The 25,384-nt window shown below is 69.5% G+C and carries 24 protein-coding genes; 12 read left to right on the top strand and 12 right to left on the bottom strand.

From position 1 onward, the window contains the following. The first annotated feature begins 138 nt into the window (after nucleotides 1-138). A complete protein-coding gene (ppc, locus tag H9L41_RS20900; protein ID WP_308419544.1) occupies nucleotides 139-3,057 on the top strand; it encodes a phosphoenolpyruvate carboxylase in 2,919 nt (972 codons plus the stop codon). A 359-nt stretch (nucleotides 3,058-3,416) separates the two neighbouring features. Further along, complete coding sequence (locus H9L41_RS20895; protein WP_157462109.1) at nucleotides 3,417-3,914, top strand: hypothetical protein; 498 nt, start codon at nucleotides 3,417-3,419, stop codon at nucleotides 3,912-3,914. 371 nt (nucleotides 3,915-4,285) lie between these two features. Here H9L41_RS20895 and H9L41_RS20890 read toward each other — a convergent pair whose 3' ends face one another. The 7 genes from H9L41_RS20890 to H9L41_RS20860 all read right to left on the bottom strand — a co-directional run bounded on the left by H9L41_RS20890 (nucleotide 4,286) and on the right by H9L41_RS20860 (nucleotide 10,304). After that, on the bottom strand, nucleotides 4,286-5,779 hold the full coding sequence (locus H9L41_RS20890) for a hypothetical protein (RefSeq protein ID WP_187523570.1): 1,494 nt from the start codon (nucleotides 5,777-5,779) through the stop codon (nucleotides 4,286-4,288). Between the two features lie 372 nt (nucleotides 5,780-6,151). Beyond that, nucleotides 6,152-7,045, bottom strand: a complete 894-nt coding sequence (locus H9L41_RS20885; protein ID WP_034607912.1) for a CsgG/HfaB family protein — start codon at nucleotides 7,043-7,045, stop codon at nucleotides 6,152-6,154. A gap of 198 nt (nucleotides 7,046-7,243) precedes the next feature. Further along, the gene (locus H9L41_RS20880) at nucleotides 7,244-7,618 is read right to left on the bottom strand and encodes a curli assembly protein CsgF (RefSeq protein WP_245589249.1); all 375 of its coding nucleotides are present in this window, start codon (nucleotides 7,616-7,618) and stop codon (nucleotides 7,244-7,246) included. Nucleotides 7,619-7,719: 101 nt separating this feature from the next. Further along, entirely contained in the window at nucleotides 7,720-8,010 is a 291-nt protein-coding gene (locus H9L41_RS20875; protein ID WP_265584071.1) for a CsgE family curli-type amyloid fiber assembly protein, read from the bottom strand. Between the two features lie 98 nt (nucleotides 8,011-8,108). Beyond that, nucleotides 8,109-8,363, bottom strand: a complete 255-nt coding sequence (locus H9L41_RS20870; protein WP_187523569.1) for a hypothetical protein — start codon at nucleotides 8,361-8,363, stop codon at nucleotides 8,109-8,111. A gap of 47 nt (nucleotides 8,364-8,410) precedes the next feature. Continuing rightward, a complete protein-coding gene (locus tag H9L41_RS20865) occupies nucleotides 8,411-9,682 on the bottom strand; it encodes a hypothetical protein (protein ID WP_187523568.1) in 1,272 nt (423 codons plus the stop codon). Nucleotides 9,683-9,815: 133 nt separating this feature from the next. After that, nucleotides 9,816-10,304, bottom strand: a complete 489-nt coding sequence (locus H9L41_RS20860) for a hypothetical protein (RefSeq protein ID WP_051319327.1) — start codon at nucleotides 10,302-10,304, stop codon at nucleotides 9,816-9,818. Nucleotides 10,305-10,680: 376 nt separating this feature from the next. On the opposite strand from H9L41_RS20860, the gene H9L41_RS20855 reads away from it, so the two are divergent. After that, a complete protein-coding gene (locus H9L41_RS20855) occupies nucleotides 10,681-10,935 on the top strand; it encodes a hypothetical protein (protein ID WP_187523567.1) in 255 nt (84 codons plus the stop codon). Continuing rightward, nucleotides 10,881-11,384, top strand: coding sequence for a helix-turn-helix transcriptional regulator (locus tag H9L41_RS20850; RefSeq protein ID WP_187523566.1), 504 nt, complete (start codon nucleotides 10,881-10,883; stop codon nucleotides 11,382-11,384). The genes H9L41_RS20855 and H9L41_RS20850 overlap by 55 nt, the downstream gene beginning before the upstream one ends. A 10-nt stretch (nucleotides 11,385-11,394) precedes the next feature. On the opposite strand, the gene H9L41_RS20845 is transcribed toward H9L41_RS20850, so the two are convergent. The 4 genes from H9L41_RS20845 to H9L41_RS20830 all read right to left on the bottom strand — a co-directional run bounded on the left by H9L41_RS20845 (nucleotide 11,395) and on the right by H9L41_RS20830 (nucleotide 13,849). Further along, nucleotides 11,395-11,877, bottom strand: coding sequence for a DoxX family membrane protein (locus tag H9L41_RS20845; protein ID WP_034607909.1), 483 nt, complete (start codon nucleotides 11,875-11,877; stop codon nucleotides 11,395-11,397). Between the two features lie 25 nt (nucleotides 11,878-11,902). Next, the gene (locus H9L41_RS20840) at nucleotides 11,903-12,643 is read right to left on the bottom strand and encodes an HvfC/BufC N-terminal domain-containing protein (protein ID WP_187523565.1); all 741 of its coding nucleotides are present in this window, start codon (nucleotides 12,641-12,643) and stop codon (nucleotides 11,903-11,905) included. Continuing rightward, nucleotides 12,640-13,389 carry an MNIO family bufferin maturase gene (gene bufB / locus H9L41_RS20835; RefSeq protein WP_265583860.1) on the bottom strand — a complete coding sequence of 250 codons (750 nt, stop codon included), beginning with the start codon at nucleotides 13,387-13,389 and terminating at the stop codon, nucleotides 12,640-12,642. Before bufB ends, H9L41_RS20840 begins: the two co-directional genes overlap by 4 nt. A 193-nt stretch (nucleotides 13,390-13,582) precedes the next feature. Continuing rightward, on the bottom strand, nucleotides 13,583-13,849 hold the full coding sequence (locus tag H9L41_RS20830; protein WP_028447609.1) for a BufA1 family periplasmic bufferin-type metallophore: 267 nt from the start codon (nucleotides 13,847-13,849) through the stop codon (nucleotides 13,583-13,585). A gap of 327 nt (nucleotides 13,850-14,176) precedes the next feature. Between H9L41_RS20830 and murB the strand changes: the two genes are divergently transcribed. The 6 genes from murB to H9L41_RS20800 all read left to right on the top strand — a co-directional run bounded on the left by murB (nucleotide 14,177) and on the right by H9L41_RS20800 (nucleotide 21,006). Then, nucleotides 14,177-15,100, top strand: coding sequence for a UDP-N-acetylmuramate dehydrogenase (gene murB, locus H9L41_RS20825; protein WP_265583859.1), 924 nt, complete (start codon nucleotides 14,177-14,179; stop codon nucleotides 15,098-15,100). 442 nt (nucleotides 15,101-15,542) lie between these two features. Next, on the top strand, nucleotides 15,543-16,505 hold the full coding sequence (corA, locus tag H9L41_RS20820) for a magnesium/cobalt transporter CorA (protein WP_028447607.1): 963 nt from the start codon (nucleotides 15,543-15,545) through the stop codon (nucleotides 16,503-16,505). Between the two features lie 630 nt (nucleotides 16,506-17,135). Next, the gene (locus H9L41_RS20815) at nucleotides 17,136-18,146 is read left to right on the top strand and encodes an ABC transporter permease subunit (RefSeq protein ID WP_028447606.1); all 1,011 of its coding nucleotides are present in this window, start codon (nucleotides 17,136-17,138) and stop codon (nucleotides 18,144-18,146) included. 9 nt (nucleotides 18,147-18,155) lie between these two features. After that, nucleotides 18,156-19,055: an ABC transporter permease subunit gene (locus H9L41_RS20810; RefSeq protein ID WP_028447605.1), complete on the top strand. Its 900-nt coding sequence runs from the start codon at nucleotides 18,156-18,158 to the stop codon at nucleotides 19,053-19,055. A 12-nt stretch (nucleotides 19,056-19,067) separates the two neighbouring features. Beyond that, a complete protein-coding gene (locus H9L41_RS20805; RefSeq protein ID WP_028447604.1) occupies nucleotides 19,068-20,039 on the top strand; it encodes an ABC transporter ATP-binding protein in 972 nt (323 codons plus the stop codon). Next, complete coding sequence (locus tag H9L41_RS20800) at nucleotides 20,032-21,006, top strand: peptide ABC transporter ATP-binding protein (RefSeq protein WP_028447603.1); 975 nt, start codon at nucleotides 20,032-20,034, stop codon at nucleotides 21,004-21,006. Before H9L41_RS20805 ends, H9L41_RS20800 begins: the two co-directional genes overlap by 8 nt. Nucleotides 21,007-21,505: 499 nt before the next feature. On the opposite strand, the gene H9L41_RS20795 is transcribed toward H9L41_RS20800, so the two are convergent. Next, a complete protein-coding gene (locus H9L41_RS20795) occupies nucleotides 21,506-22,357 on the bottom strand; it encodes a helix-turn-helix domain-containing protein (RefSeq protein WP_028447602.1) in 852 nt (283 codons plus the stop codon). 258 nt (nucleotides 22,358-22,615) lie between these two features. Between H9L41_RS20795 and H9L41_RS20790 the strand changes: the two genes are divergently transcribed. Both H9L41_RS20790 and H9L41_RS20785 read left to right on the top strand, forming a co-directional pair. Beyond that, nucleotides 22,616-23,626 (top strand): phytanoyl-CoA dioxygenase family protein, encoded by a 1,011-nt coding sequence (locus H9L41_RS20790; protein WP_034607907.1) that lies wholly within the window; start codon nucleotides 22,616-22,618, stop codon nucleotides 23,624-23,626. Nucleotides 23,627-24,073: 447 nt separating this feature from the next. Beyond that, nucleotides 24,074-25,210 (top strand): ABC transporter substrate-binding protein, encoded by a 1,137-nt coding sequence (locus H9L41_RS20785; RefSeq protein ID WP_028447600.1) that lies wholly within the window; start codon nucleotides 24,074-24,076, stop codon nucleotides 25,208-25,210. Nucleotides 25,211-25,384: the final 174 nt, after the last annotated feature.

The raw sequence follows: 25,384 nt of genomic DNA, 5'->3' as shown, positions 1-25,384 counted from the left end.
CGGCTCTACCGATGGCAAGCTGCGACAAGGCCCGTGTAGTCTGACTACAATTCCCTACGCGTGACGCATCCATTAATCTGCGTGTCGCATTGCAGCAAATTTCCCGACACGTTCAGGCATCCCCGGAAAACCCAAGCCATGGCCCTCTACGACAACGCCGCCGCCAAGGACCTGCCGCTCGAGCAGGATCTCGACCTGCTCGCCCGGCTGCTCGCCGACACCATCCGCGCCGAGGCCGGCGAAGACACGCTCAAGCGTATCGAGGCGGTGCGCGAGCTGGCGGCGCGCTTCGTGTGGGAAGGCGACAGCGGCGCGGCCGACGAGCTGGCCCGGACGCTGGGCGACCTGTCCGACGACGACACCGTGGCGCTGGCGCGCGCCTTCGGTTACTTCTCGCACCTGTCCAACATCGCCGAAGACCTGCACCACAACCGCCGCCGCCGCTATCACCGCATCCAGGGCTCCAAGCCGCAGCGCGGCAGCCTCGTGCACTCGCTGGAAGACCTGACCGCGCGCGGCGTGCCGGCCGAGGCGATCAAGAACCTGGTGGCCTCGGCCCTGATCGCGCCGGTGCTGACCGCCCACCCGACCGAGGTGCAGCGCAAGACCCTGCTCGACTGCGAGCGCACCATCGCCCGCGCGCTGACCATGCGCGACCGCCAGGCGCTGACGCCGGAGGAGCTGGAGGAGAACGACCTCGCGCTCAAGCGGGTGGTGCTGACGCTGTGGCAGACGCGCGAGATCCGCGCCTTCAAGCTCACCGTGAAGGACGAGATCGAGAACGGCCTCAGCTATTTCCGCTCGACCTTCCTCAAGCAGCTGCCGCGCATCTACATCGATCTGGAAGACCGGCTGGCCGCGCTGACCGGCGCGCCGGTCGAGCTGCCGACCTTCATGCACGTCGGCTGCTGGATCGGCGGCGACCGCGACGGCAATCCCAACGTCACGCCCGACGTCACCCTGCATGCCGCCGCGCGCCAGGCCGCGGTGGCCTTCGATTTCTACTTCGAGGAGGCGACCAAGCTCGAAGGCGAGCTGAGCCTTTCCTCGCGCATGATCGAGGTGGCCGACGCGGTGCGGCAGATCGCCGAGCGCTCGCCCAACCAGCCGGTCAGCCGCGCCGAGGAACCCTACCGCCGCGCCATGGCCGCCATCCGCCAGCGCATCCTGGCCACCGCCCACCTGCTCGGCAAGTTCCGCGGCGAGATCCTGCCGTTCGAGGGCGCCGAGCCCTATGGCGCCTCGACCGAGCTCAAGGCCGACCTGCTGGCGGTGGCCGAATCGCTCGAACGGCACGGCTCGGCGCTGCTGGCCAGCGGCCGCCTGCGCCGGCTGATCCGCGCGGTCGACGTGTTCGGCTTCCACCTGGCGCCGCTCGACATGCGCCAGCACAGCGGCGTGCACGAGAAGGTGGTGGCCGAGCTGTTCGAACGGGCCGGCCTGGAGAACTACCTGGCGCTCGACGAAGCCGGCCGCCGCAAGGTGCTGCTGCGCGAGCTGGCCAGCCCGCGCCTGCTGGTCACGCCCTACGTCGACTACAGCGAGGAGACCGCCAAGGAACTGGCGATCCTGCGCACCGCGGCCGAGGTGCACCGCAAGTACGGCGCCGCCGCGCTGCCCAACTACATCATCTCGAATGCCCAGAGCGTGTCCGACCTGCTCGAGGTGGCGGTGCTGCTGAGCGAGGTCGGCCTGGTCGCGCTGGCGCCCGATACCCACGCCGACCTGAACATCATCCCGCTGTTCGAGACCATCCCCGACCTGCGCGGCTGCGACGCCATCGTGCGCGAGCTGTTCGCGCTGCCGCAGTGGCAGCAGCTGGTCGCCGCGCGCGGCGGCGTGCAGGAGATCATGCTGGGCTATTCCGACAGCAACAAGGACGGCGGCTACCTGACCTCGAACTGGGAGCTGTACAAGGCCGAGGTCAAGCTGGTCGAGGTGTTCAAGGCGGCCGGCGTGCAGATGCGGCTGTTCCACGGCCGCGGCGGCTCGGTCGGCCGCGGCGGCGGGCCGAGCTTCGACGCGGTGCTGGCCCAGCCGGCCGGCTCGGTCGCCGGCCAGATCCGCATCACCGAGCAGGGCGAGATCATCGCCGCCAAGTATTCCGACGCCGAGATCGGCCGCCGCAACCTGGAGACGCTGCTGGCCGCCACGCTGACCGCGAGCTTCCCGGCAGCCACCGCGGCCGAGGCCGATTCGCCCGAGCAGCTGGCGCTGATGGAGAAGCTGTCGGGCTTCGCCTACCGCGAATACCGCGACCTGGTCTATGCCACGCCGGACTTCATCACCTATTTCCGCGAGGCGACGCCGATCTCCGAGATCGCCAAGCTCAACATCGGCAGCCGGCCGGCCGCGCGCAAGCCGAGCAACAGCATCGCCGACCTGCGCGCGATCCCCTGGGTGTTCTCCTGGGCGCAGAGCCGGCTGATGCTGCCGGGCTGGTACGGCTTCGGCACCGCGATCGAGACCTACCGCCAGGAAAAGGGCGAGGCGGCGATCGAGGAGCTGGCCGCGCTCTACCGCGACTGGCCATTCTTCCGCGTCACCATCAGCAATATGGAAATGGTGCTGGCCAAGAGCGACATCCACCTGGCCAGCCGCTACACCACGCTGGTGAAGGACGCCGAGGTGGCGGCGCGCATCTTCGGCCGCATCAAGGCCGAGTGGCGGCGCGCGGTCGACGCGGTGCTGGCGATCACCGGCCACAAGGAACTGCTCGGCGACAACCCCTTGCTGGCGCGCAGCCTGAAGAACCGGCTACCCTACCTCGATCCCCTCAACCACATGCAGGTCGACCTGATCCAGCGGTTCCGCGAGGGGACGAGAGCGAGGACGTGCTGTATGCGATTCATCTCACCATCAACGGCATCGCGGCCGGCTTGCGCAACAGCGGGTGACGGGCCTGGCGTCTTTGCTGGGTTGCGTGATCGTCGTGCCGGGCAAAGCCCGGCAGGATTGGCCGGCAGTGATGGATCGGGCCCGTCCCTGATTCATTCCTACTCCCCCGCCCTCGCCGCCGCGAGGGAGCCTCGCTGGCGCTCGTCAGTGAATCCTTGAACCTGCTGCTAGGCATAGCGCTGCGCTTATGCCGGGGCGGGCGTCGGGCAATGAATGGATATGAGGATGTAGTCGGCCGCCAGCATGAACATCGCGCCGTACATTGGGCGTGCGCGGTCCGCTTGTTTCTTTGGGCGGAGCGCCAGATTGGATGTAACAAACTTCGACCTTCGTACTCGCGTTGCCGTCCCAACGGTGTTGTAGGAGCGGCTTCAGCCGCGAATGGTCGTTCCCTCATCAACCCGGTGAGCGCCAACAGCCCCTCTCCCGCGCGCGGGAGAGGGGTTGGGGGCGCCCGGCGTAGGGTGAGGGGCGTGGAAAGGGCTCGAATGGTTGAGCCTGCTGCCACAAGAATGCGCGTGAAGTCCTTGAGCACGCTTGGTCTAAGCCTGCTCGCCTGCCTCGTTCTTCTCCCCGCCCAAGCCCTCCCCACCGATTTCAACGACAAGGTCGAATCCGCGCTGCTGTGCCGCTCCGAGTGGAGCACCGCGTTCTGGCACGACTATTTCAACACCCACCTGCAGGCCTCGATCCGCGATTGGGGCGAGGCGCGCTGGTGGGAAGCGCAGGGGGCGCAGCTGGGCGGGGTCGGGGTGGTCGAGCTGTTCGCCAATCTCGACGACAGCCGCGTGCTGATGATCGGCGCGCTGATCCAGCAGCCGGTCGAGTCGGTCAAGCAGACGCTGGAGGAGCACTACCGCATGCAGTTCCAGCCGGTCCAGGCCAGCGACGGCGTGCGCTACGTCAGCGACAACCTGTCGGTGCTGGTCGGTACCCGCGATCAGCAGACCAAGTGGTACTGCGCGCGCTGGAACATGGGCAACCGTGAGCGGACCGTGCCGCTGGCGCCGCGCTGAGCCGCCTCGTATCGCGGGCTCGCTTCGGGATGTCGCGCATGGGTTGAGTTTGAGCCGGCATGAACGCGACCTCGGCATGACCTCCTAAGGTCCGAGGAGGGTTGCCAGCCAGGCGCTCATCGAGCGTCGCTCCCTCACCCCCTTCACCTCTCCCGTTGGAGAGGGGTGATCGTGCAGCGAAGCGCTCGGATTGTGCGGCCTCTTGAACCGTCGATCCGCTCCACCTGCCCATGGGACTGACGCTGTCTCACCTCTTCCTCCGGGAGAGGACCGGGGTGAGGGAGCGCCGGTCGAGTTGTCGCCGACGGTTGCGACCTGAACCGTCCTGATTTCCCCCGCACCGGCTCCCGGTCGGCGAGCGCCAGGCAGCGCTATCCCGCTCCCTGGTCCATCAAGCCCTCAGCGCTGCCTGATGACCGCCGTATTCCCCGCTCCCAATTGCGCTGCCGCCGCAGCCTGTCCAACCCCCGCCTGCTCGATCTCCACCCGGTTGCCGCCGCCGAGCCCGATCTGCACCACGGCCGCCCCAGCCGCTCGCCGTCCTGGCCGATGCGGGCCAGGCCGAGTTCGCCGCTCTGGTTGATCCGTGCGACCTGGTCGAGACCCTGCTGGTCGATCTCGGCCAGGTGGTCGGCGCCGCGCTGGCCGATCTCGGCCAGCTGCCGCTCGCCGTCGTGCTGGGCGATGCGCGCTTCGCCGCGTTCGGCGCGCTCGGCCGGCGTGCCCTGGCTGATCCGCAGCAGCGCCTCGCGGCTGCGTGCCTGGACTGCGACGGCCAGGTTCTGCGCGCCGACCTGGTGCAGCTCGGCGCGGACCTGGCCGCTGTCGGCCTGCTGCAGCTCGATGCGGTCGTAGGCGCCGGCCTGGCGGGTCTGCGCGGCGGCGTCGGCGCTGTCGGACTGGCTCAGCACCAGCGAGCCGTGGTCGGCGTACTGCTCGACCGTCGCCGTGACGGCGCCGCTGCGCGTCTGGACGATCTCGGCCGCGGCGATCGCGCTGCGCTGCAGCAGCGCGATGCCGGCCTGGCGGTTGCCGTCCTGCCGCAGCAGCGCGTAGTGGCTGCCGTCCTGCTCGGCGCGGATGGCGGCGTCGCGATTGCCGGTCTGGACCAGCGCCGCCTCGTTGGCCTCGCCGCGCTGGACCAGCTCGGCCAGCGTGCGCGCGTTGTCGCTCTGCCCGAGCGTGGCGCGCGCATCGACGCCGTCCTGCTCGATGCGGCCGCCGGCGCCGTCGTTGCGCGCCTGGCTCAGCGCGGCCTGGCCGAACAGGCCGTGCTGGACGATCTCGCCCCAGTTGCCGCGGCTGCTGGCCACCTGGTCCTGCTGCTCGATGCGGGCGACGCTCGAGACGCCGGCCTGGCCGATGGCGGCGCCGGAGTCGACGGTCGCGCGCTGGACGATCTCGGCCTGGTTGACGGCGCCGCCCTGCTCGAGCCGGTTGTAGCCGCCGCGCGGCGCCATGATCGGCGCGAGGCCGGTGTTCGCCACGTCGTACTGCTCGATGCGCGCCTGGCCGTAGTCGCCGCCCTGGATCAGCACGGCGGCGGTATGGCTGGCGCCGTCCTGCACGATGGCGTTGCTGCTGCGGTAGTTCCACTGCTCGACTTCGGCCCGCACCGCCGTGCCGTTGCGCTGCCAGACCGTGCTGCCGCCGAGGCCGTCGTGCTGGCGCAGGCGGACCGCGGCGTCGGCGACGTTCTCCTGCACCGCCTCGGTGGTGAAGGCGCCGCCGTGCTGCGCGATCTCGATCGCGGCGCGGTGCGCCTGCATCTGCACCGCGCCCTGGTTGAAGCCGCCGACGTGGTTGAAATCGCCGGTCTGGACGATGGCGATGCGCGCGTCGGCGCTGTCGATCTGGCGCGCCACCGCGACGTTCTCCTGCGCGTACTCGCTGCGCTGCTCGATGCGGATGGTGGCGTCGGCGCTGCGCAGCTGCTCGGCCTCGGCCTCGATCGCGATGCCGTAAGGATTGGCCTGCTCGATGCGGATGCCGACCCGCTGCGAGTCGACCTGGCTGGCGACGGCGTTGTTGCCGCTGCCCGACTGGTCGATCTCGATGACGTTGCCGTGCAGCGCGCCGGTGACCAGCAGCGCCGCGGAGGCGGCCAGGGGGAATGCGCATGCAGCATGGGACGCTCCTTTCGCACTTCTGGAACCCGCGGTCGCCGGGTGCCCGTCGCCGGATGCCCGTCGCCGGGTGCCCGTCGCCGGCGACTCCTTGCGCCGCGGCCGGCCCGGTCAGCCTTCGCCGCTGCGCTTCTCGACCAGCTTTTCGAGCTGGGCCGGGCTGAGGTCGAATTCGTCGCTGTCGAACTGCTTGAGGATGGCCATCGCCGGATCGTTCGGATTGGCCGGCAGCCACAGGCCCTCGCGCACGCCCTTGGCGACCAGCATCGCCACCGCGGTCTCGATCGCTTCCTTCACGCACAGCTGCACCGGCTCGTTGCGGGTGTAGCCGGCCTCGAGCTCGAGGATGCGCTTGAGCGAGACGTAGCGGTACACGCCGGACGACAGCTCGCGCGACCAGATGGTCTTGCCGGCGATCACGTTGGCCAGGATCTGGCCGGTGCGCACGTTGACCGCGCGCAGCGAGACGGTGACCTGGTCGACCCGGTACTGGCCCGAGATGCCGTAGCCCATGAAGGCCGCGCCGGCGCCGCCGGTGCGCACATTGCTCTCGTAGCTGGTGACCGCGCCCTCGATCACGATCGGCGCCGGCGTCAGCGCCGGCAGGCTGCCCGCCGCGGCTGCGGCGGCCTTGTCCTTGTCGGTCTCCAGCGCGCGCCAGATCTTGCGTTCGGTCAGCAGGTTCTGCAGGTTCTCGCGCTCGACCGGGGCGAACCAGCTCGAATCGACCAGCGCCTTGATCAGCCAGGCGGTGGCGCCCTGGGTGACGGCGGTCGAGTAGGAGCTGTCGGGCTGCGGCTTGAACTGGCCGGTCTGGTCGCGGAAGGAGTACACCGAGACCACCACCCGGCCCTTGGGGGCGGGCAGTTGCAGCAGGTCGCGCTGATGGGTGGCCGGGACGCGCTCGGCCGGGCCGTCGCTGGCGGCCAGGCGGGTGATGCCGCAGCCGCCCAGGGCCAGGCAGAGGCCGGCCAGGACGAGCTGCTTGATGCCGTTTCGGTTCATTGCGTTGCTCTTGCGGGGTGAATGCGTTCGATGATCGGGGTGGCTTGGGGCCGGCTTCTCTCTACCGTGCGAGCGGCCGCGCCTTTGCGTGGGGGCCGGGGGCGGGGTGGCGTTGCTTGGGCGACTCCGGACCTCGAGCGTCCGGCTTTGCCGGACGCCTGCGCCGCACGCCGATCGCCACGGGAGCATTCGGGCGCACTAGTCACCGAAGCCGCCGACCTCGAAGGTGGTGGTCTGGCCGCTGTTCTTGTCGACCGTGGTCACGCGCAGCTGGCCGTCGCCGATGTCCTCGATGGTGATCGAGAAGTCGTCGGTCTCCAGGCGGCCGGGAATCAGGTTGCCCTGGCTGTCGATCACCGAGGACGACAGCGTCGAGGCGATGCGGTTGAGGATCGAGCGCTGCAGCGTCTCGGAGAACTGCTCGAGCTGGCTCTTGGTCGGCGCGGTCTCCTTGAAGCGGTTCTGCGCCTGCGCCTTGCCCAGCAGCACCGAGCCGTTCAGCGGGCTGCCGCCGAAGGTCGGGTTCTTCGGCGTGTAGACCAGCTCGCCGGCGCGGGCGGGCCCGAAAAGCAATATCGCGCAGCATGCTGCGCGACCGAGGGCGGGGCGGAAAAATGGGCGTGGCATCGTGTGCTCCTGTGGCGGATGCGACGGTGGGGCCGGAATACGGTGGGTCATTCGAGAGGGCCTTCGTCCAATTCGTCGTCGGCGTGTTCGAGTTTTTCCAGGATGCGCGGGATGGCCGCCTCGACCGCCTCGCGCGCCGGGGCCGCACGGCCCGGCGACAGCGGCACGATCACCACCGGCTGCCCGCCGAACTCGACCCAGGCGCGCGTACCGCCGCGCGGCTCGGGCCGCTCGACGATCACCACGCTCTCGCGCGCCTGCACCCGGCCGGTCTCGTGCCATCGCACCGCGAATTCGCGGAAGAAGGCCGCGCCGGCGGCGCTGAAGGTGCGGTCGATCAGGATGCCGTCGATCTCGGTTTCGGGCAGTTCATCCCCCGCGCCGCGGCCAGCGCGGCGAGGAGGACGAAGGTCGTGGCGACCGTGCGCACCATGGCTTAGTGCTGGGTGACCGTGGCCACGTTGCCGGCGCCGTTCTGCGTGACGCTGGCGGTGTAGAAGCCGATCGACTGGCTCACCGTGGCCTGGTTGGCGGTGCCGCCGGTGCCGATCTGGCTCACGCTGGCGCGGTTGTTGCCGCCGGTCTGGGTCACCAGCGCGACGTTCAGCGTGCCGCTCTGGGCGATGCTGGCCACCGTGATGTCGCCGTCCTGCTCGATCACCGAGGTCTGGCTCAGGCCGGTCTGGCGCACTTCGGCCAGCAGGTCGTCGCCGGCCGTCTGGTTGACGATGGCGCTGCTCAGGTCGGCGGTCTCGCCCAGGCGCTGCCCTGGGCGATGCTGATCGAGGCGTGGACCACGCCGGTCTGGTTGGCTTCGAGCGTGTTGCCGTTGCCGTTCTGCAGCGTGGTGGCGTTGACCGACTCGGTGCCGATCTGCTTGATGTCGCCGCGGTTGCCCGTACCGCGCTGCTCGCCGTAGGCGGCGGCGTGCAGGTTGTCGGTCTGCACCAGCGTGGCGGCGTTGGCACTGCCGACCTGCAGGATCTGCGCATTGGCGTCGAAGCTGTTGGTCTGCTCGACGTAGCCGGCGCTGTCGGCGCCCGACTGCAGGATCTGGCCGGTCACCAGCACGCTGCCGGTCTGGTTGACCACGGCGGCGAAGCCGTCGCCGACCTGCTCGATGTAGCCGGTGGCGCGCACGTTGTCGTTCTGGGCCACGATGGCGCCGTGGTTGCCGCCCTCCTGGTAGACGTAGCCGATGGTGAAGTTGCTGTTGCCCTGCTGGGTCACTTCGCCGGTGTTGGCGTCGCCGACCTGCTCGACGTAGGCGCCGACCGTGCTGTTGCCGCTCTGGGTCACGGTGCCGCTGTTCTCGTTGCCGGTCTGCAGCACTTCGCCCCAGCTGCCGTTGCCGGCTTCGAGGTTCTGGTCGGACTGGCTCACCTTGGCGATGTTGAGCGAGCCGGTCTGGCTGACGGCGGCGCCCGAGTCGACCAGGTTGATCTGCTCGATGGTGCCGAGGTTGTCCTCGCCGACCTGCTTGACGGTGTTGTACTCGCCGATCGCGCGGTAGGCCTGGGCGGCGCCGGTGGTCTCGACCGACGACTGCTCGACGGCGCCGCGGTTGTCGCTGCCGGTCTGCAGCACGCGGGCCTGGGTGTCGAAGGCGAGGTCCTGCACGGTGTAGCCGATGTTGCGGAAGCCGTTCTGGCTCACTTCGCCGAGCGCATTGATCGAGTAGCCCTGCACCGTTTCGGCGGCGTTGTCGCTACCGGTCTGCTGCAGCTTGGAAACGGTGTCGAACACCAGGCCCTGGGTGGCCCAGGCCTGGTTCTTGTCGCCGTTCTGCGATACCGCGATCGACGAGTCGAAGGCCAGCTGCTGGACGGCACCGGCTTCGTCGGCGGTGCCGACCTGGTTGCCGTTGCCGATCTGGGTCACCGAAATCTTGGCGTTGTCGCTGATCGCCTGTTCGGTCGCGGCGCTGTTGGCGGTGCCGGTCTGGTTGACCGTGCTGCTGTTGTCGGCCAGCGCGGGCAGGGCGAACAGGAGGGCGGCGGCGACGGCCAAGGGGTACGGCTGAGATTCATGATGCTCCTTTCAACTTTCACGGGACGAAACGATCGGACGCGCCGATCGCGTTGGGGTACCACTGGGGAGACGGTCGGTCGGGCCGCGTGCCGCAGGCCTGGCTGGACGGCGGTCAGTGCTGGGTGGCCACGGCGCGGCCCCCGCTGCCCGACTGGGTGATGACCACGCGCTGCTGGCTGCCGGACTGGCTCACCCGCGCCTGGTTGTCGTGGCCGTCCTGGCGCACGCTGGCGGTCAGCGCCTGGCCTTGCTGGGTGATCGAGATGCGGTTGTCGCTGCCGTTTTGCCGCGTCTCGATGACGAGCGCCTGGCCGGCCTGGACCGCCTGCAGCAGGTTGGCCTCGCCGCGCTGGCTGGCGTTGAACTGGTTCTGCCGGCCCGACTGGTCGAGCGTGGCGCGGTTGAAGTCGCCCAGTTGCAACAGTTCGGCCTGGCCGCGCCGTTCGGCCGAAGCCTGCGCGGGCGCCGCGCGTTCCCAGCTTTCGCCGGGCCCGAGATCGGCCTCGGCCGCCGCCGGCGAGACCAGCAGCAGCGCGGCTGCCGCGATGAAAGGGAGCAGGTAGGAAGGGGCGGAAGAAGTGGTGCGATGGTGCTGGATCATGGTGCAGAAACGCACCGCCAGGGGCGGCCGTTTCCTCCTCTCACTCGTGTGTCTTCGTTGTTATGCCGTTCGCCCGTTAGGGAAAACTCTATCTATGACGTTATGCTAGGTTGTTCTAGCCGCGCGTACATCGTCCGAACGGGTAGGGGCAGCGAAGTTTTCCGCTGCGCCGCATCACACGGACGGGCGCGCGCGGTCCGCCCGCAATGTGAATAAAAAGCGTTTCGGGATAGATGCAGAGCGATGAGCGGGGCCACGATCCGCGCTACATCGCCGGGCGGTGCGCCACGAGCGCACCGGATGCTGACCGGGATGACGAGCGATACGTCGTCCGAATGGACTAGGCCGACTCGGCCCGGTCCTGGAGGGAGAAGCAGTGAAGAGGGAAGAAGAAACGGTATTGCGCCTGCCGCAAAGGGCGCCCGAGGACGTCGAGCGGGCCTTGCGGCTGTCGGTGGGCGACATCGAGCAGCAGGTGACGGCGATGATGGGCGCGCTGGCCTCCAAGGTCGCGCTGTCGCAGGTGGTGCTCGACTGCCTGGGCCTCGGGTGGTGCTGCTCGATCCGGAGGGCCGCGTGCTGCAGGCCAACGGCACGGCCGAGCGGATGCTGGCCGAGGCCGACGGCCTGATGCTGGCCGACGGCAGGCTGCTGCTGCCGCAGGGCGACAACGCGCGGTTGCAGTGCTTCCTGCGCAAGGGCGAGGGCACCCGGGCGCTGCGGGCGGCGCGGCGCGGCGGCCGGCCCGACTACCTGGTCACGCTGGCTTGGCTGCGCTGCGACGACGCCCCGGCGATCGGCCGGGTGGCGATGGCGCTGGTCGACGACCTCGGCAGCGATCCGTCGACCGAGCTGCATCTGCTGGAAGACCTGTACGACCTCACGCCGGCCCAGTCGCGGCTGGCCTGGCACCTGGCCAGCGGCCATACCGCGGCCGAATGCGCCGAGACGCTCGGGGTGAGCCAGGCGACGGTGAAGGCCCACCTGCGCGAGCTGTTCGCCAAGACCGACACGCACCGGCAGAGCGACCTGATCCGCCTGATCCTGCGCGCCTTGCGGCTCGGCGGAACGGGGCGCTGAGGGCGGCGCTTCAGTCGCGTTCGAGCCAGGGCCAGCGCCGCCCGATCAGCGCATCGAGCGACAGCTTGCCCGGCCCGTGGCCGACCAGCATGGCCAGCAGCAGGCCCCACAGCAGGTGCTGGGTCAGCCCGGCCGCCTGCTCGGGCGTGCCGAGCACGTGCCAGTACGACACCACCGCCATCAGGTTGACGACGCTGAGCCCGAGCGCGCCGAGACGGCCGGCCAGGCCGAGCGCCAGCAGCAGCGGGAAGAACAGCTCGCCGAATGCGCCGCCCGCCGCGGCCAGCGGCGGCGGCAGCAGCGGCACGTGGTATTCCTCGGTGAACAGCAGCAGCGTGGTGTCCCAGTCCTGCACCTTGGTCAGGCCCGAGGCGAAGAACACCTTCGCCAGGTAGAGCCGGGCGGCGAGGTCGGCCAAGGGCTGGAACCAGGCGTCGAACAGGCGGGAGAGGGTACGGCCGGCGCGGACGACGGCGGGGGCGATGAGGGTCATGGTCAGGGTTCCGTGAAATCGACGATCACTTGGTCGGCGATCCAGCGCTGCAATGACGCCCGAAGTCGAATTCCATGTCTTCGTCGAGCGCGCGCTCCAGCGCCTCGGCCAGCGGCAGGCCTTCGGCCGCGGCGGCCAGGAAGGCGGATTCGGCCGCCGGCAGCCGCCGCACCCGCACCCGGTTGCGGCCGTCGCGCCAGGCCAGCGCGGCTTCGCCGCCCTGGTCGGGCGAGGGGAAATCGCCGCCTTCGGGCTGGTGGGCCTGCCACAGGCTGGCGATCGGCCAGGCCGAGCGCAGCAGGCCGGCGGCCGGCGCCAGCCGCAGCGCGAGGCCGCCCTGGCGTTCGGCCGGCACGGCGGCCAGCGCGGCCAGGTCGAACGGCGCGGCGTCGTCGGCGTAATAGGCCATGTGGCACAGCCAGTCGAGCCGGGCCGCGTCGGCCAGGTAGGGCAGTTCGCGCGCGGGCGGGAAGCCGGCGATGAACCCGGCCAGGCCCTCGCCGTAGCGGTTCAGGTCGCCCGAGCGCGACGGCGTGATGCGCGCATAGGCGCGCGCCAGGCCGCCGAAGAAGGCCTCGCCGACCAGTTGGCGCACCACCGGGTAGGCCTCGGCCAGCGCGTCGGCGCGGTTGAACAGCCGGTTGTTGGCATAGGCGTCGGCGCCGCCGGCATGGTCGCCGAACAGCTCGGCGGCCAGCGCCGGGTCGGCCAGCGCGGCGACGAAGCGGCGCTGCAGTTCGTCGAGCGGGGTCGGATCGGTCGTCATGCGGCGGGCTCCAGTCGGTCGAGCGCGGCCTGCGCGCGCGCGGCCTCGCTCATCAGTTCCGCCAGCGGCGGCAGGTTGCTGTCGCGCTCGAGCAGCACCGGCAGCGGGCCGAAGCGCGCCAGCGCGGCGTCGAGCAGATCCCACACCGCCTCGCGCACCGGGCTGCCGTGGGTGTCGAGCCACAGCCCGTCTTCGCGTTCCTCGAAGCCGGCCAGGTGGATCTCGCCGACCGCCTCGCGCGGCAGGGCGGCGATCGCGGCCCGCGCGTCGCGGCCGAGGTTGTGCTGGTTCACGTACAGGTTGTTGAGGTCGAGCAGCACGGCGCAGCCGCTGCGCCGCGCCAGCTCGGCGATGAATTCGCCTTCGGGGATGCGGTCGTCGCGGAAGCCGACGTAGCTCGACAGGTTCTCGATCAGCAGGCGGCGGCCGAGCGCGTCCTGCGCCCGGCCCACCCGCTCGACCATGAAGTCGAGCGCGGCCTGGCTGTAGGGCAGCGGCAGCAGGTCGTTGAGGCATTCGTCGTCGCTGCGGTTCCAGGCCAGATGCTCGGATACCGCGGCCGGCGCCAGCCGGTCGATCAGCGCGCGGAAGCGGGCCAGGTGGCCGGCGTCGAGCGGCGCCGCCGAACCGAGGCCCAGGCCGACGCCGTGCAGGCTCAGCGGGTAATCGGCGCGGACCGCCTCGAGCGCGGCCAGGTTGGCGCCGCCGCCGAAGTAGTTCTCGGGATGGACCTCGAACCAGGCCACGGCCGGCCGCTCGGCCAGCACCTGGCGGATGTGCGGCAGGCGCAGTCCGAGGCCGGCGGCGCGGGGAGGGCGGTGTGGGGCATGCGGCTATCCTGCAATAGGGGGGACCAGGCGAGAGGGGCACCGGCACGGAGGGCGGCAAGAAAAAACGGGCGGCCATGGCCGCCCGTTCTCGCTGCATCCGGCGCGGCGCTTACTTCTTGCCGGGTTGGGTGTTGCCGCCCATCTTTTCGCAGGTGCCCTTGGCGACGTACTTCCACTCGTTCGGGTCGTTGTCGGTCTTGGCCTGGCCGGCGCAGCTGTGGCTGCCGGAGGGCGAAGCGCAGTCGTTCTTGCCGGCCTTGGCCACGCCGTAGCATTTTTCCTTGGCCGCCTTGTCGTCGGCCTGGGCACCGGCCGACAGGCCCAGCGCCACCAGGCTGGCCAGGGCGCCGGAAATCAGTGCTTGCTTCTTGTCCATGTCTGAAACTCCTTGAAGGAAGATGGTTGGCGATCGTTCGCCTGCCTTGGTCGAGGATAGCGCAGCTTTTCTTACATGCCACCTGGGCCTTGGTGAGCGCCAGTTTGGCAGGGCGGGGTGAACCTTTGCTGAATGCCGCCGGCCGCGCAGCCCCGGCATTATTGCCGATGCCGCCGCGGTGGCCGCAGGCGCGCCGGCGCGGGCGGTCGAGCGGGCGCCAGTATAATCGGCCGTTTCGTCCGGAATTTGCGCCATGTCAGCGACGCTCGACGCCGATCTCGCCCCCTCCATACGCTGGCCCTGCGCGCGCGCGCCGAACGGCTGGCCGTGCTGGCCGACCTGGCCGAGCTGCCCGATCTGCTGGCGCAGGCCGGACCGCAGCTGCGCGTGCTCGGTGGCGGCAGCAACCTGGTGCCGGCCGAGCGGGTGGCCGGCACGGTGCTCAAGGTCGAGCTCAAGGGCCGCCAGCTGCTCGGCGAGGACGAGGGCGCCTGGTACGTCGCCGCCGCGGCCGGCGAGAACTGGCACGACTTCGTGCAATGGACGCTGGCGCAGGGCTGGCCGGGGCTGGAGAACCTGTCGCTGATCCCCGGCACCGTCGGCGCCGCGCCGATCCAGAACATCGGCGCCTACGGCGTCGAGCTGAAGGACTGCTTCCATGCGCTGACCGCGCGCCGGCTCGACGACGGCTCGGTCTGCGTGTTCACCGCCGAGCAGTGCGCCTTCGGCTATCGCGACAGCGTGTTCAAGCGCGTCGAGGCCGGCCGCTGGCTGATCACCGACGTGCTGTTCCGCCTGCCCAAGGCCTGGCGGCCCAAGCTCGACTACGGCGACCTGCGCGCGCGGCTCGACGGCGCCGAGATCACGCCGCAGGCGGTGGCCGACGCGGTGATCGCCATCCGCCGCAGCAAGCTGCCCGACCCGGCGGTGACGCCGAACGCCGGCAGCTTCTTCCACAACCCGGTCGTGCCGGCCGAGCAGGCCGCCGCGCTGAAGGCGCGCCACCCGGCGCTGCCGCTGTATCCGCAGGCCGACGGCAGCGCCAAGCTGGCGGCCGGCTGGCTGATCGAGCAGGCCGGCTGGAAGGGCCGCCGGCTCGGCCCGGTCGGCATGTATGCGCAGCAGGCGCTGGTGCTGGTCAACCACGGCGGCGCCGGCGCGGCCGACGTCGCGGCCTTGATGCAGGCGGTGCGGGCCGACGTGCTGGAGCGTTTCGGCGTGATGCTGCAGCCCGAGCCGGTGTGGTGGTGAGCCAGTGCATCCTCTGGACGCAAAAATAGACTCGACCGCAGAGGACGCCGAGGATGCAGAGGATCGGTGGCGTCACCGCCAGCGCATTTGCGGGCGATGCCGGTTCTCCTCCGCGTCCTCGGCGTCCTCCGCGGTGAATGGTTTTCAGCCGCGCGCCCACCGGTGGACAGCGGCCGGGCCGAACGCCTAAACTCGCGCCTTCTTTTTGAGCAGGAGCCCGTCGTGGGTAGTGAATCGGGTAGTCGAAGTACGCCGCCGATCCAGCACTGAGACCACGCCTGCGCTCGCCGCGCGCGCCCCTGGTCGCGCGGCTCCTTCCGGGCAGTTTTCCGCCCGCACCCCAATCCCCTCCGACTTCCGCTGCCCGCGCCCTGCGCCGGCCGCGGCTGCTGCATGCGCCGCCCGATCGTTGCGGGCGACCGAACCGCTGCGGGGTATCGCCATGATCAATCTGTTCACGCTCGTCAACGGCCGCCTGGCCCAGCTCGACGAGGCCGCGTTCGCCGCGCTCGACGCCGCGCCGCCGGTCTGGATCGACCTGGTCGACCCGGACGAGGCCGACCTCGACTGGGTCCGCAACCATTTCGACCTGGCCGTGCCGGACTGGCGCGCGCTCGGCGACATCGAGGAGAGCGCGCGCTTCTTCGAGGACGACAGCGGCGGCCTGCACCTGCGCGCCAACTTCCTGATCGAGCGCGACGGCGGTTATGCCAACGTGGCGGCCGCCTTCGTGCTGCGCGACGGCCGGCTCTACAGCGTGCGCGGCGAGGAGTCGCCGGTGTTCCGCCTCTTGCGCCTGCGCGCGCGCAGCCGGCCGGGCTACGTCGAGAACGCGCTCGACGTGCTGCTCGAGCTGTTCGCGGTCGACGTCGAGCATTCGGCCGATGCGCTCGAGGACGGCTACCGCGAGCTCGAGGGCATCTCCAAGATGGTGCTCGGCGAGAAGCTCAGCGATACCCAGGCCGGCGAGGTGCTGCAGCGCATCGCGCGCGAGGAGGACATGAACGGCCGCATCCGCCAGAACCTGATGGAGACGCGGCGCGCGGTGTCCTCGCTGATGCGCGGCCGGCTGCTCGACAAGGAGCAGTTCAACGACGCGCGCCAGATCATGCGCGACATCGATTCGCTCGACGGCCACACCGCCTTCCTGTTCGACAAGATCAACTTCCTGATGGACGCCACGGTCGGCTTCATCAACATCAACCAGAACAAGATCATCAAGATCTTCTCGGTGGCCTCGGTGGCGCTGCTGCCGCCGACGCTGATCGCCAGCGTCTACGGCATGAACTTCGGCCATATGCCCGAGCTGGAATGGCGCTGGGGCTATCCGTTCGCGCTGGGCCTGATGGCGCTGTCGGTGGCTGCGCCGTTCTGGTATTTCCAGCGCAAAGGCTGGTTGAGGTAAGCCATGAGGTGGATGCGTGGGCTCTGGCTGGCCGTGCAGTGCGGGCGCCCGGCGGAGCCGGGCGCTTGCGCGCAGTGTCGGCTGGACGGGCGCGGCTTACCTCCCTGTTTCACCCCGACTCCCCCGCCCTCGCCGCCGCGAGGGAGCCTCGCTGGCGCTCGTTCGCTCTCCGTTGCACCTGCGGCTAGGCATGTCGCTGCGCTCATGCCGGTGGCCGCGCCAATGTTGGTGCGGGTGCTTTTAAGCCCCTCTCCCACCGGGAGAGGGGTGGGGGTGAGGGAGCGCCGCTAATTCAATGTGCGGCTGGTTCACTATCAACGCAGGCCGGGTTTCTGCAGGAGCGGCTTCAGCCGCGAATCGTCGGATACCGCCAATTTTTCGGCTTAACTCGTATAGACGAGTACGCACTTCAAGCATCCGTCCGGCGCTTCGCCCGTAGTCGGCACGATTCGACTACGCCGGCAGCCCGAAGATGGCGTAGGATCGCCGCCGGCCCGGCCTCGGGCCCAAGCGTGGCGCGCTTGGTACGGTTGCGGTCGGGCGATTGCCGCTGGCGTAAGTCCCGCGTAACATCGCGCGCTTTTCCACCCTCCGGCCATGGGTATTCGGTGGCCGTCTGGAGGTAAGTCCATGTTTTCCTTCGTCCTCAGGAAACTGGCGACGGTCGTTCCGACCTTCATCGGCATCACGCTGGTCGCTTTCGCCCTGATCCGCCTCATCCCCGGCGACCCGATCGAAGTGATGGTCGGCGAGCGCCGGCTCGATCCCGAGATGCACAAGGCCGCGATGATCCGGCTCGGTCTCGACAAGCCCCTTCACGAGCAATACTTCCGCTACGTTTCCGACCTGGTCCATGGCGACCTCGGCATCTCGCTGGTCACGCGCGAGCCGGTGACCAAGGAATTCCTCACGCTGTTCCCCGCCACCGTCGAGCTCGCCTTCTGCGCGCTGATCCTCGCAGTGGTGGTCGGCCTCGCCCTGGGCATGACCGCCGGCCTCAAGCGAGGCTCGATCTTCGACCAGTCGGTGATGGGGGTCGCCACCTTCGGCTACTCGATGCCGATCTTCTGGTGGGGCCTGATCCTGATCATGTTCTTCTCGGTCCAGCTCGGCTGGACGCCGGTGTCGGGCCGCATCGACATCGAATACGACATCGCGCAGCGTACCGGCTTCCTGCTGATCGACAGCTGGCTGTCGCCCGACGAGGGCGCCTTCAAGTCGGCGCTGATGCACCTGATCCTGCCCTCGATCGTGCTCGGCACCATCCCGATGGCGGTGGTGGCGCGGATGACGCGTTCGTCGATGCTCGAAGTGCTGCGCGAGGACTACATCCGCACCGCGCGCGCCAAGGGCCTGGCTCCGACCCGGGTGGTGGTGGTGCACGCGCTGCGCAACGCGCTGATCCCGGTCATCACCGTGATCGGGCTGCAGACCGGCACGCTCCTGGCCGGCGCGGTGCTGACCGAGACCATCTTCTCCTGGCCCGGCATCGGCAAGTGGCTGGTCGATTCGATTTCGCGCCGCGACTACCCGGTGGTGCAGGCCGGCATCCTGATCTCGGCCACCACCTTCATCGTGGTGAACCTGGTGGTGGACATTCTCTACGGCGTGGTCAACCCGCGCATCCGCTCGGCCAAATAAGGAGCGCACATGACGACGCAAACCCTGGAAAAGATGCCGAGCTACCCCTCGCCGCTGAAGGAGTTCTGGCAGGGCTTCTCGGTCAACAAGGGCTCGGTGCTGGCGCTGGCGGTATTCACGGCCATCGTGTTCTGCGCGGTGTTCGCCGGCTGGATCGCGCCGCACAGCCCGATCGAGCAGTACCGCGACCATATGCTGACCCCGCCGTCGTGGGCCGACGGCGGCATGTCGACCTACCTGCTCGGCACCGACGAGCTGGGCCGCGACATCTTCTCGCGCCTGGTGCACGGCGCCCGCGTCTCGCTGTGGATCGGCCTGATGTCGGTGCTGATGTCGATGATCCCCGGCGTGATACTGGGCCTGCTGGCCGCCTTCTATCCCAAGACCCTGTCGCCGGTGATCATGCGCGTGATGGACGTGATGCTGGCGCTGCCCTCGCTGCTGCTGGCGATCTGCATCATCACCATCCTCGGCCCGGGCCTGATCAACACCATGATCGCGATCGCGATCGGCGCGCTGCCGAGCTACACCCGCCTGACCCGCGCCGCCGCCATGGCCGAGATCAACAAGGAATACGTGACCGCCAGCCGGGTGGCCGGCGCCGGCGCGCTGCGGCTGATGTTCGTCACCGTGCTGCCCAACTGCATGGCGCCCTTGATCGTGAACGCCACGCTGAGCTTCTCCTCGGCCATCCTCGAAGCCGCCGCGCTGGGCTTCCTCGGCCTCGGCGTGCAGCCGCCGACGCCCGAGTGGGGCACCATGCTGGCCAGCGCGCGCGACTACATCGAGCGCGCGCCCTGGGTGGTGACCATGCCCGGCCTGACCATCCTGCTCAGCGTGCTGGCGATCAACCTGATGGGCGACGGCCTGCGCGACGCGCTTGATCCCAAACTGAAGCGTGCAGCGTAAGGAACGGCAGCCATGAGTCTTCTGAAAATCCGCAATCTGCGCGTCGAGTTCGGCGCCAAGGGCCATGCCTTCCCGGCCGTCGACGGCCTCGACTTCGACATCGACCGCGGCGAGCTGGTCGGCATCGTCGGCGAATCGGGCTCGGGCAAGTCGGTGACCATGATGGCGCTGATGGGCCTGATCGACGCGCCCGGCCGCGTCACCGCCGACGAGCTCAAGTTCGACGGCCACGACCTGCTCAAGATGTCGGCCCGCCAGCGCCGCAAGATCGTCGGCAAGGATATTTCGATGATCTTCCAGGACGCGCTGACCAGCCTCAACCCGTCCTACACCGTCGGCTACCAGATCAAGGAATCGCTCAAGGTCCACCTCGGCCTGCGCGGCGATGCGCTGCAGAAGCGCGCGCTCGAGCTGTTGGAGCTGGTCGAGATCCCCGACGCCAAGAGCCGGCTCAACGCCTATCCGCACCAGCTGTCGGGCGGTATGAACCAGCGGGTGATGATCGCCATGGCGATCGCCTGCAATCCCAAGCTCCTGATCGCCGACGAGCCGACCACCGCGCTCGACGTGACCATCCAGGCCCAGATCATGGACCTGCTGGAGCGGCTCCAGAAGGAGCACAACATGGGCCTGATCATGATCACCCACGACCTGGCGGTGATCGCCGAGATGGCCAAGCGCATCTGCGTGATGTATGCCGGCCAGGTGGTCGAGGCCTCGACGGTGGCCGACCTGTTCCGGGCGCCGCGTCATCCGTACACCGAGGCGCTGCTGGCCGCGATCCCCGAGCATTCGAAGGGCGCCGAGCGCCTGTCGGCGCTGCCCGGCATCGTGCCCGGCCACTACGACCGCCCCAAGGGCTGCCTCTTGTCGCCGCGCTGCCGCTACGTGCAGGACCGCTGCCGCGCCGAGCGCCCCGCGCTCGAAGCCGGCGTGCGCTGCTTCTTCCCCCTGAACGCCGCCGGAGTCCCGACCCATGGCTGATGAACTGCTGCTCGCCCGCGACCTGACCCGCCACTACCAGGTCAGCCGCGGCTTCATGAAAGGCCATGCCACGGTCAAGGCGCTCAACGGCGTGTCGTTCTCGCTGCGGCCGGGCCAGACGCTGGCGGTGGTCGGCGAATCGGGCTGCGGCAAGTCGACGCTGGCGCGCCAGCTGACCATGATCGAGCCGGCCACCTCGGGCCACCTGAGCATCGAGGGCGTCGACGTAGCGCAGGCCGACGCCGCCACGGTCAAGAAGATGCGGACCAAGGTGCAGATGGTGTTCCAGAACCCCTACGCCTCGCTCAATCCGCGCAAGACCATCACCGCCACGCTCGACGAGCCGCTGCTGATCAATACCGGCCTGTCGGCCGGCGAGCGGCGCGACAAGATCGAGGCCATCGTGGCCAAGGTGGGCCTGCGGCCCGAGCACGTGCGGCGCTATCCGCACATGTTCTCCGGCGGCCAGCGCCAGCGCATCGCCATCGCGCGGGCGATGATCCTGAACCCGAAGATCGTGGTGGCCGACGAGCCGGTCTCGGCGCTCGACGTGTCGATCCAGGCGCAGATCCTCAACCTGTTCATGGACCTGCAGGACGAGTTCAAGACCGGCTACGTGTTCATCTCGCACAACCTGAGCGTGGTCGAGCACGTCGCCGACGATCTCCTGGTGATGTATCTGGGTTCGGCGGTCGAGTACGGCGAGAAGTCGAAGATCTTCGCCCGGCCGATGCACCCGTACACCCAGGCGCTGATGAGCGCGACGCCGGCGATCCGCGAGGAAGACCGCCGCATCAAGATCAAGATCACCGGCGAATTGCCGAGCCCGCTCAATCCGCCGAGCGGCTGCGCTTTCCACAAGCGCTGCCCTTATATGATCGAACGCTGCAAGGCCGAGGTGCCGGTGCTGCGGCAGGTCGGGGACCGGCAAGTGGCTTGCCACCGGGCTGAGGAAATCAATGTGTGAGGGGTGAGGCGTGAGGGTGAGGTGTAACCCCATCCCCTCCCCAGCCCTCCCCTTGAAGGGGAGGGGGCCGTGCAGCGCAGCGGACAAGCCGTAGCGCACGGCATGGATGACCGCCGTATATTTTCGACCGCAGCATTTCTTCGATCGCTGCGCCGCAGTCTTCGGCGATCGCTGCGCCACCCTCTCCCTCCGGGAGAGGGCAGGGTGAGGGAGCGACGGTTCAGGTAGTGCTGCAGGTCGGTGGAAGCTCCACGGCCGCTCCCTCACCCTAGCCCTCTCCCGGAGGGAGAGGGGACGACAGCGCGGGCTGACGCGCCTGTGGCTTCATGCCACGGGCAAGTGCATGCGTTCTGCGAGCAGCCAACTTCCATACTGAACACGCCTCACGCCTCACGCCTCACGCCTCACGTCTCACGCCTCACGCCTCACGCCTCACGCCTCACGCCTCACACCTCACACCTCACACCTCACACCTCACACCTCACACCTCACACCTCGCTCACCGATACCTCGCCCGGAACTCCCGCGGCGTACACCCCTTCGTCGCCCGGAACTGCCGATTGAAATGCGCCAGATTGCGATAGCCCGCCTGCTCGGCGATCAGCGCGATCGCCGTTTCGGTCTGGATCAGCAACTGGCAGGCGCGGCCGATGCGCAGTTGGGCCAGGTAGCCCAGCGGCGTGTGGCCGGTGTGGCGCTTGAAGAAGCGCTGGAAGGCGCCTTCGGACAAGGCGGCGCGGCCGGCCAGTTCGGCCACGCTCAGCGGCTGTTCGAAATGCCGGTGCAGATGGTCGAGCACCCGCACCATCCGCTCGCGCTGGCCGTCGCTCGCCGGCGCCAGCGCCGCCGAGGCCAGCGGTCGTGCCTCCCCGTCCTCGCATAGCAAGGCCAACACCTCGATCAGCAGCGCCAGCCGGCGCGGCGGCGGCAAGTCCTGCAGGCCCAGCAGTAGCGGCCGCACCCGCGCCGCGGTGGCCGGCGAGAAGGCCAGTCCGCGCGCCGCGCCCTGCGCCAGCCGGGCCAGCCCGCCGAGTTCGGCGAAACCGCGCTGCAGCGTCTCCAGCCAGTCGCGGCCGAACCAGGCCACCACCGCCAGCATCGGCCGCGCCGTATCGAGCCGGTCCTGCGCCGACCAGGTGTGCGGCAGGTTGGGACCGAGCAGCACCAGGTCGCCGTCGCCGAAATCGGCCAGGTCGTCACCGACGTAGCGCTGGCCGCGTGCGTTCACCGTGAAGGTCAGCTCGAACTCGGGGTGGTAGTGCCAGCAGAACGGCAGATCGGGCAGCTCGCGCCACAGCAGCGCCCAGCTCTGGCCGGCCGGCACGGTGACCTGCTCGAATTGTGGGCGCATGGCGACGTTTCGTTGAGTCGAATTGGTCAGGATCGTATCAGTCCGCGGCATTGGCGGAGGACTGGGGTGGGGCATGCCTGCGGACAATCTGTTCATCCGGGCGATGCGAGGCTTTACCGCGGAGGACGCCGAGGACACGGCGGGGGAACGGTGCAATCGATCGATGCCTCGTTCGATAGGCCGATCCCATCCCTCCGCGTCCTCGGCGTCCTCCGCGCTGAAAGAGTGCCGCCCGAGCTTTCTCACAGGAGACTGACCATGAACGTCCCGCAAGACCGCTACCGCTACGGCGACCAGCGCCCCGGCAATCCCAGCGTCGCCTATACCGAGCAGGCCCAGTTGCGCGAGCTGGTGAAGACCCGGCCGCTGCGCGTGCTGAGCGAGGCCGATTTCGCCCACTGGCAGCGCTACGGCTACGTGATCGTGCGCGAGGCGATCCCGGCCGGGCAGGTACGCCGCACCGCCGATTTCCTGTGGGAATTCCAGCAGCTCGACCCGGCCGATCCGGCGAGCTGGCAGCGGCCGCAACTGCGCGACCACGAGATGGCCGAGCTCAACGGCTCCGGCATGGTCGAGGCCTACCAGAACCAGGCGCTGTGGGACAACCGCCAGTCGCCGCGCATCTACGACGCCTTCGTCGACATCTGGGACCGCGAGGATCTGTGGGTCACCATCGACCGCGCCAACCTCAATCCGCCCAACCGCGGCGGCCGCAGCTTCGGTGGCTTCATCCACTGGGACGCCGACACCACGCTCGACCCCTTGCCGGTCAACGTGCAGGGCGTGCTGGCGCTGTCCGACACCAGCGAAGCCGGCGGCGGTTTCCAGTGCATCCCCGAGCTGTTCGAGCACTTCGCCGCCTGGCGCGCCGCCGCGCGGCCCGACCGCAATCCGTGGCGGCCCGAGCTGGCCGAGGTGGAGTGGCCGGTGCGCTTCGTGCCGATGCGGGCCGGCGACCTGCTGATCTTCAACAGCCTGCTGGCCCACGGCATCCGTCCCAACACCTCGGCCGACCAGGTGCGGCTGGCGCAGTACATCGCCTTCACGCCGGCCGACGAGGACAACGCCGAGCTGGTCGACTGGCGCGTCGGCAGCTGGTGGAAGCGCGAGCCGGCGCGCGGCTATGCGTTTCCCGGCGATCCGCGCGGCTGGGAACAGTGCCGCTACCCGCGCGCCGCGCTGACGCCGCTGGGCGAACGCATCCTCGGCCTGCGGCGCTGGGGCGACGACGAACTGGCGTTCGATCCGGCGCAGCGTTTCGGTGGCTGATGGAGCGAGGGCTGGGAATTGAATCTCTTCCGATTGCGCCCGCGGCGATAAAAGCCCCTCTCCCGTGCACGGGAGAGGCACCCGTTTCTGCATGGCGGAAACGGGGGGGGCGCCCGGCGTAGGGTGAGGGCTGTGGTTTGATGAATCAGCCCTCATCCGGACCACCCGCGCGCGGGAGAAGGGTCGCACCGGTCATCCGGCGCAACAGACTGAACAAGCGGAGACGGGCCGGTTCGCTCTCGACTGGATCAGGACCGGCCGAACAATGGAGCAATTGAGGCCAGATATTTGTAAGTATATTGTAAGAATTTGCGGGGCCGCATAGTATCCGCGGGCCGGGCGGCGGCCCTGAGACAGCCGCGCCACGCCCGTGCGACGACCGACGGCGAGACCGCGCAGCGGCGAAAAGACTGTCGGCGATTCCCACCCCAGCGAAGGAGCATCGCCATGCGGCAGCCGTCCCGCCTCGCCCGCCTGTTGTCCTGCCTGTCCGTCCTGGCCGCCGTGTGCGGCCCTGCCCATGCCGAGATCGTCATCGGCCAGTCCGCCCCCTTGTCCGCCGCCGCCGGCGACAGCGGGCGCGGCCTCTCGCTCGGCGTCGCGGTCGCGATCGCCGAGGCCAATGCCGGCGGCGGCATCGGCGGCGAAAAGCTGCGCCTCGCCCTGCTCGACGACCAGGGCCGGCCCGAGCTGACGCGCGCCAATACCGCGGCGCTGATCGACAAGGAGGGCGCGCTGGCGCTGGCCGGCTACTACGGTGCGCAAAACGCGGTCGAGGCGGCCCGGCTGGCCGACGGCCGCCGCATCGCGCTGGTCGGCACCGGCTCGGGCGCGGCCCAGGTGGTCGACGGCGATAGCCGCTACGCCTATCACCTGCGGCCGGGCTACCAGGCCGAGGTCGAGAAGCTGATCGGCCTGCTGGCCGACAAGCTCGGCGTGCAGCGCATCGGCCTCTTGATCCAGAACGACGCCTTCGGCCGCGGCGGCGGCGAGGTCGCTCTGGCCGAGCTGGCGCGGCGCCAGCTGAAGCCGACCGCCGTCGCCCAGATCGAGCCGGGCGGCGAAGGACTGGCCGCCGCCGCCGAGCAGATGGTCCAGGCCAGTCCCGACGCGGTGCTGGTGATCGCCATCAGCAAGCCGGCCGGGCTGTTCGTGCGGCGTTTCCGCGAGCTCGGCGGCGCCGGCCAGCTCTACAGCCTGTCGAGCGCCAACTACGAGGAGGTCGTCCAGTTGATCGGCGCCGAGGCGGCGCGCGGCGTCGGCATCGTCCAGGTCTATCCCTATCCGGCCGATACCCGCATCCGGCTGGTGCGCGACTACCAGGCCGCCATGCAGCGCTTCGCGCCGCGCAACGCCAAGCTGTCCTACGCCTCGATGGAGGGCTACATCGCCGGCCGCACCGTGCTGGAGGCGATCCGCCGCGCCGGCCGCGCCCCCAGCCGCGAGGCGGTGGCGCAGGCGCTGGACGGACTGACGGCCTTCGACCTCGGCGGCTTCGTGCTCGATTTCGGCGGCGGCCGCCGCGTCGGCTCGCGTTTCGTCGAGCTGACCATGATCAGCGGCACCGGCAATCTCAGCCGCTGAGGCGGCCTGGGCAATCCCTGCCGTTGCTGCGGTGCCGGGGTGGCGCGGCATGATCGATCCCATCCCGGCCGCCGGCGCGGCCCGGCGTGCCGGTCGTCGGGCCGGCGCCACAAACCGTCCCCGCCGGCCGCGCGCGCGTTGACCCGCGGCGAGGTGCACGGCAAGCTCCCGCGA

The sequence above is a fragment of the Chitinimonas koreensis genome (genome assembly GCF_014353015.1).
Classification (GTDB): domain Bacteria; phylum Pseudomonadota; class Gammaproteobacteria; order Burkholderiales; family Chitinimonadaceae; genus Chitinimonas; species Chitinimonas koreensis.
Note: the sequence above shows the minus strand (reverse complement) of the source record. Positions and strands in the feature narration are given on the sequence as shown.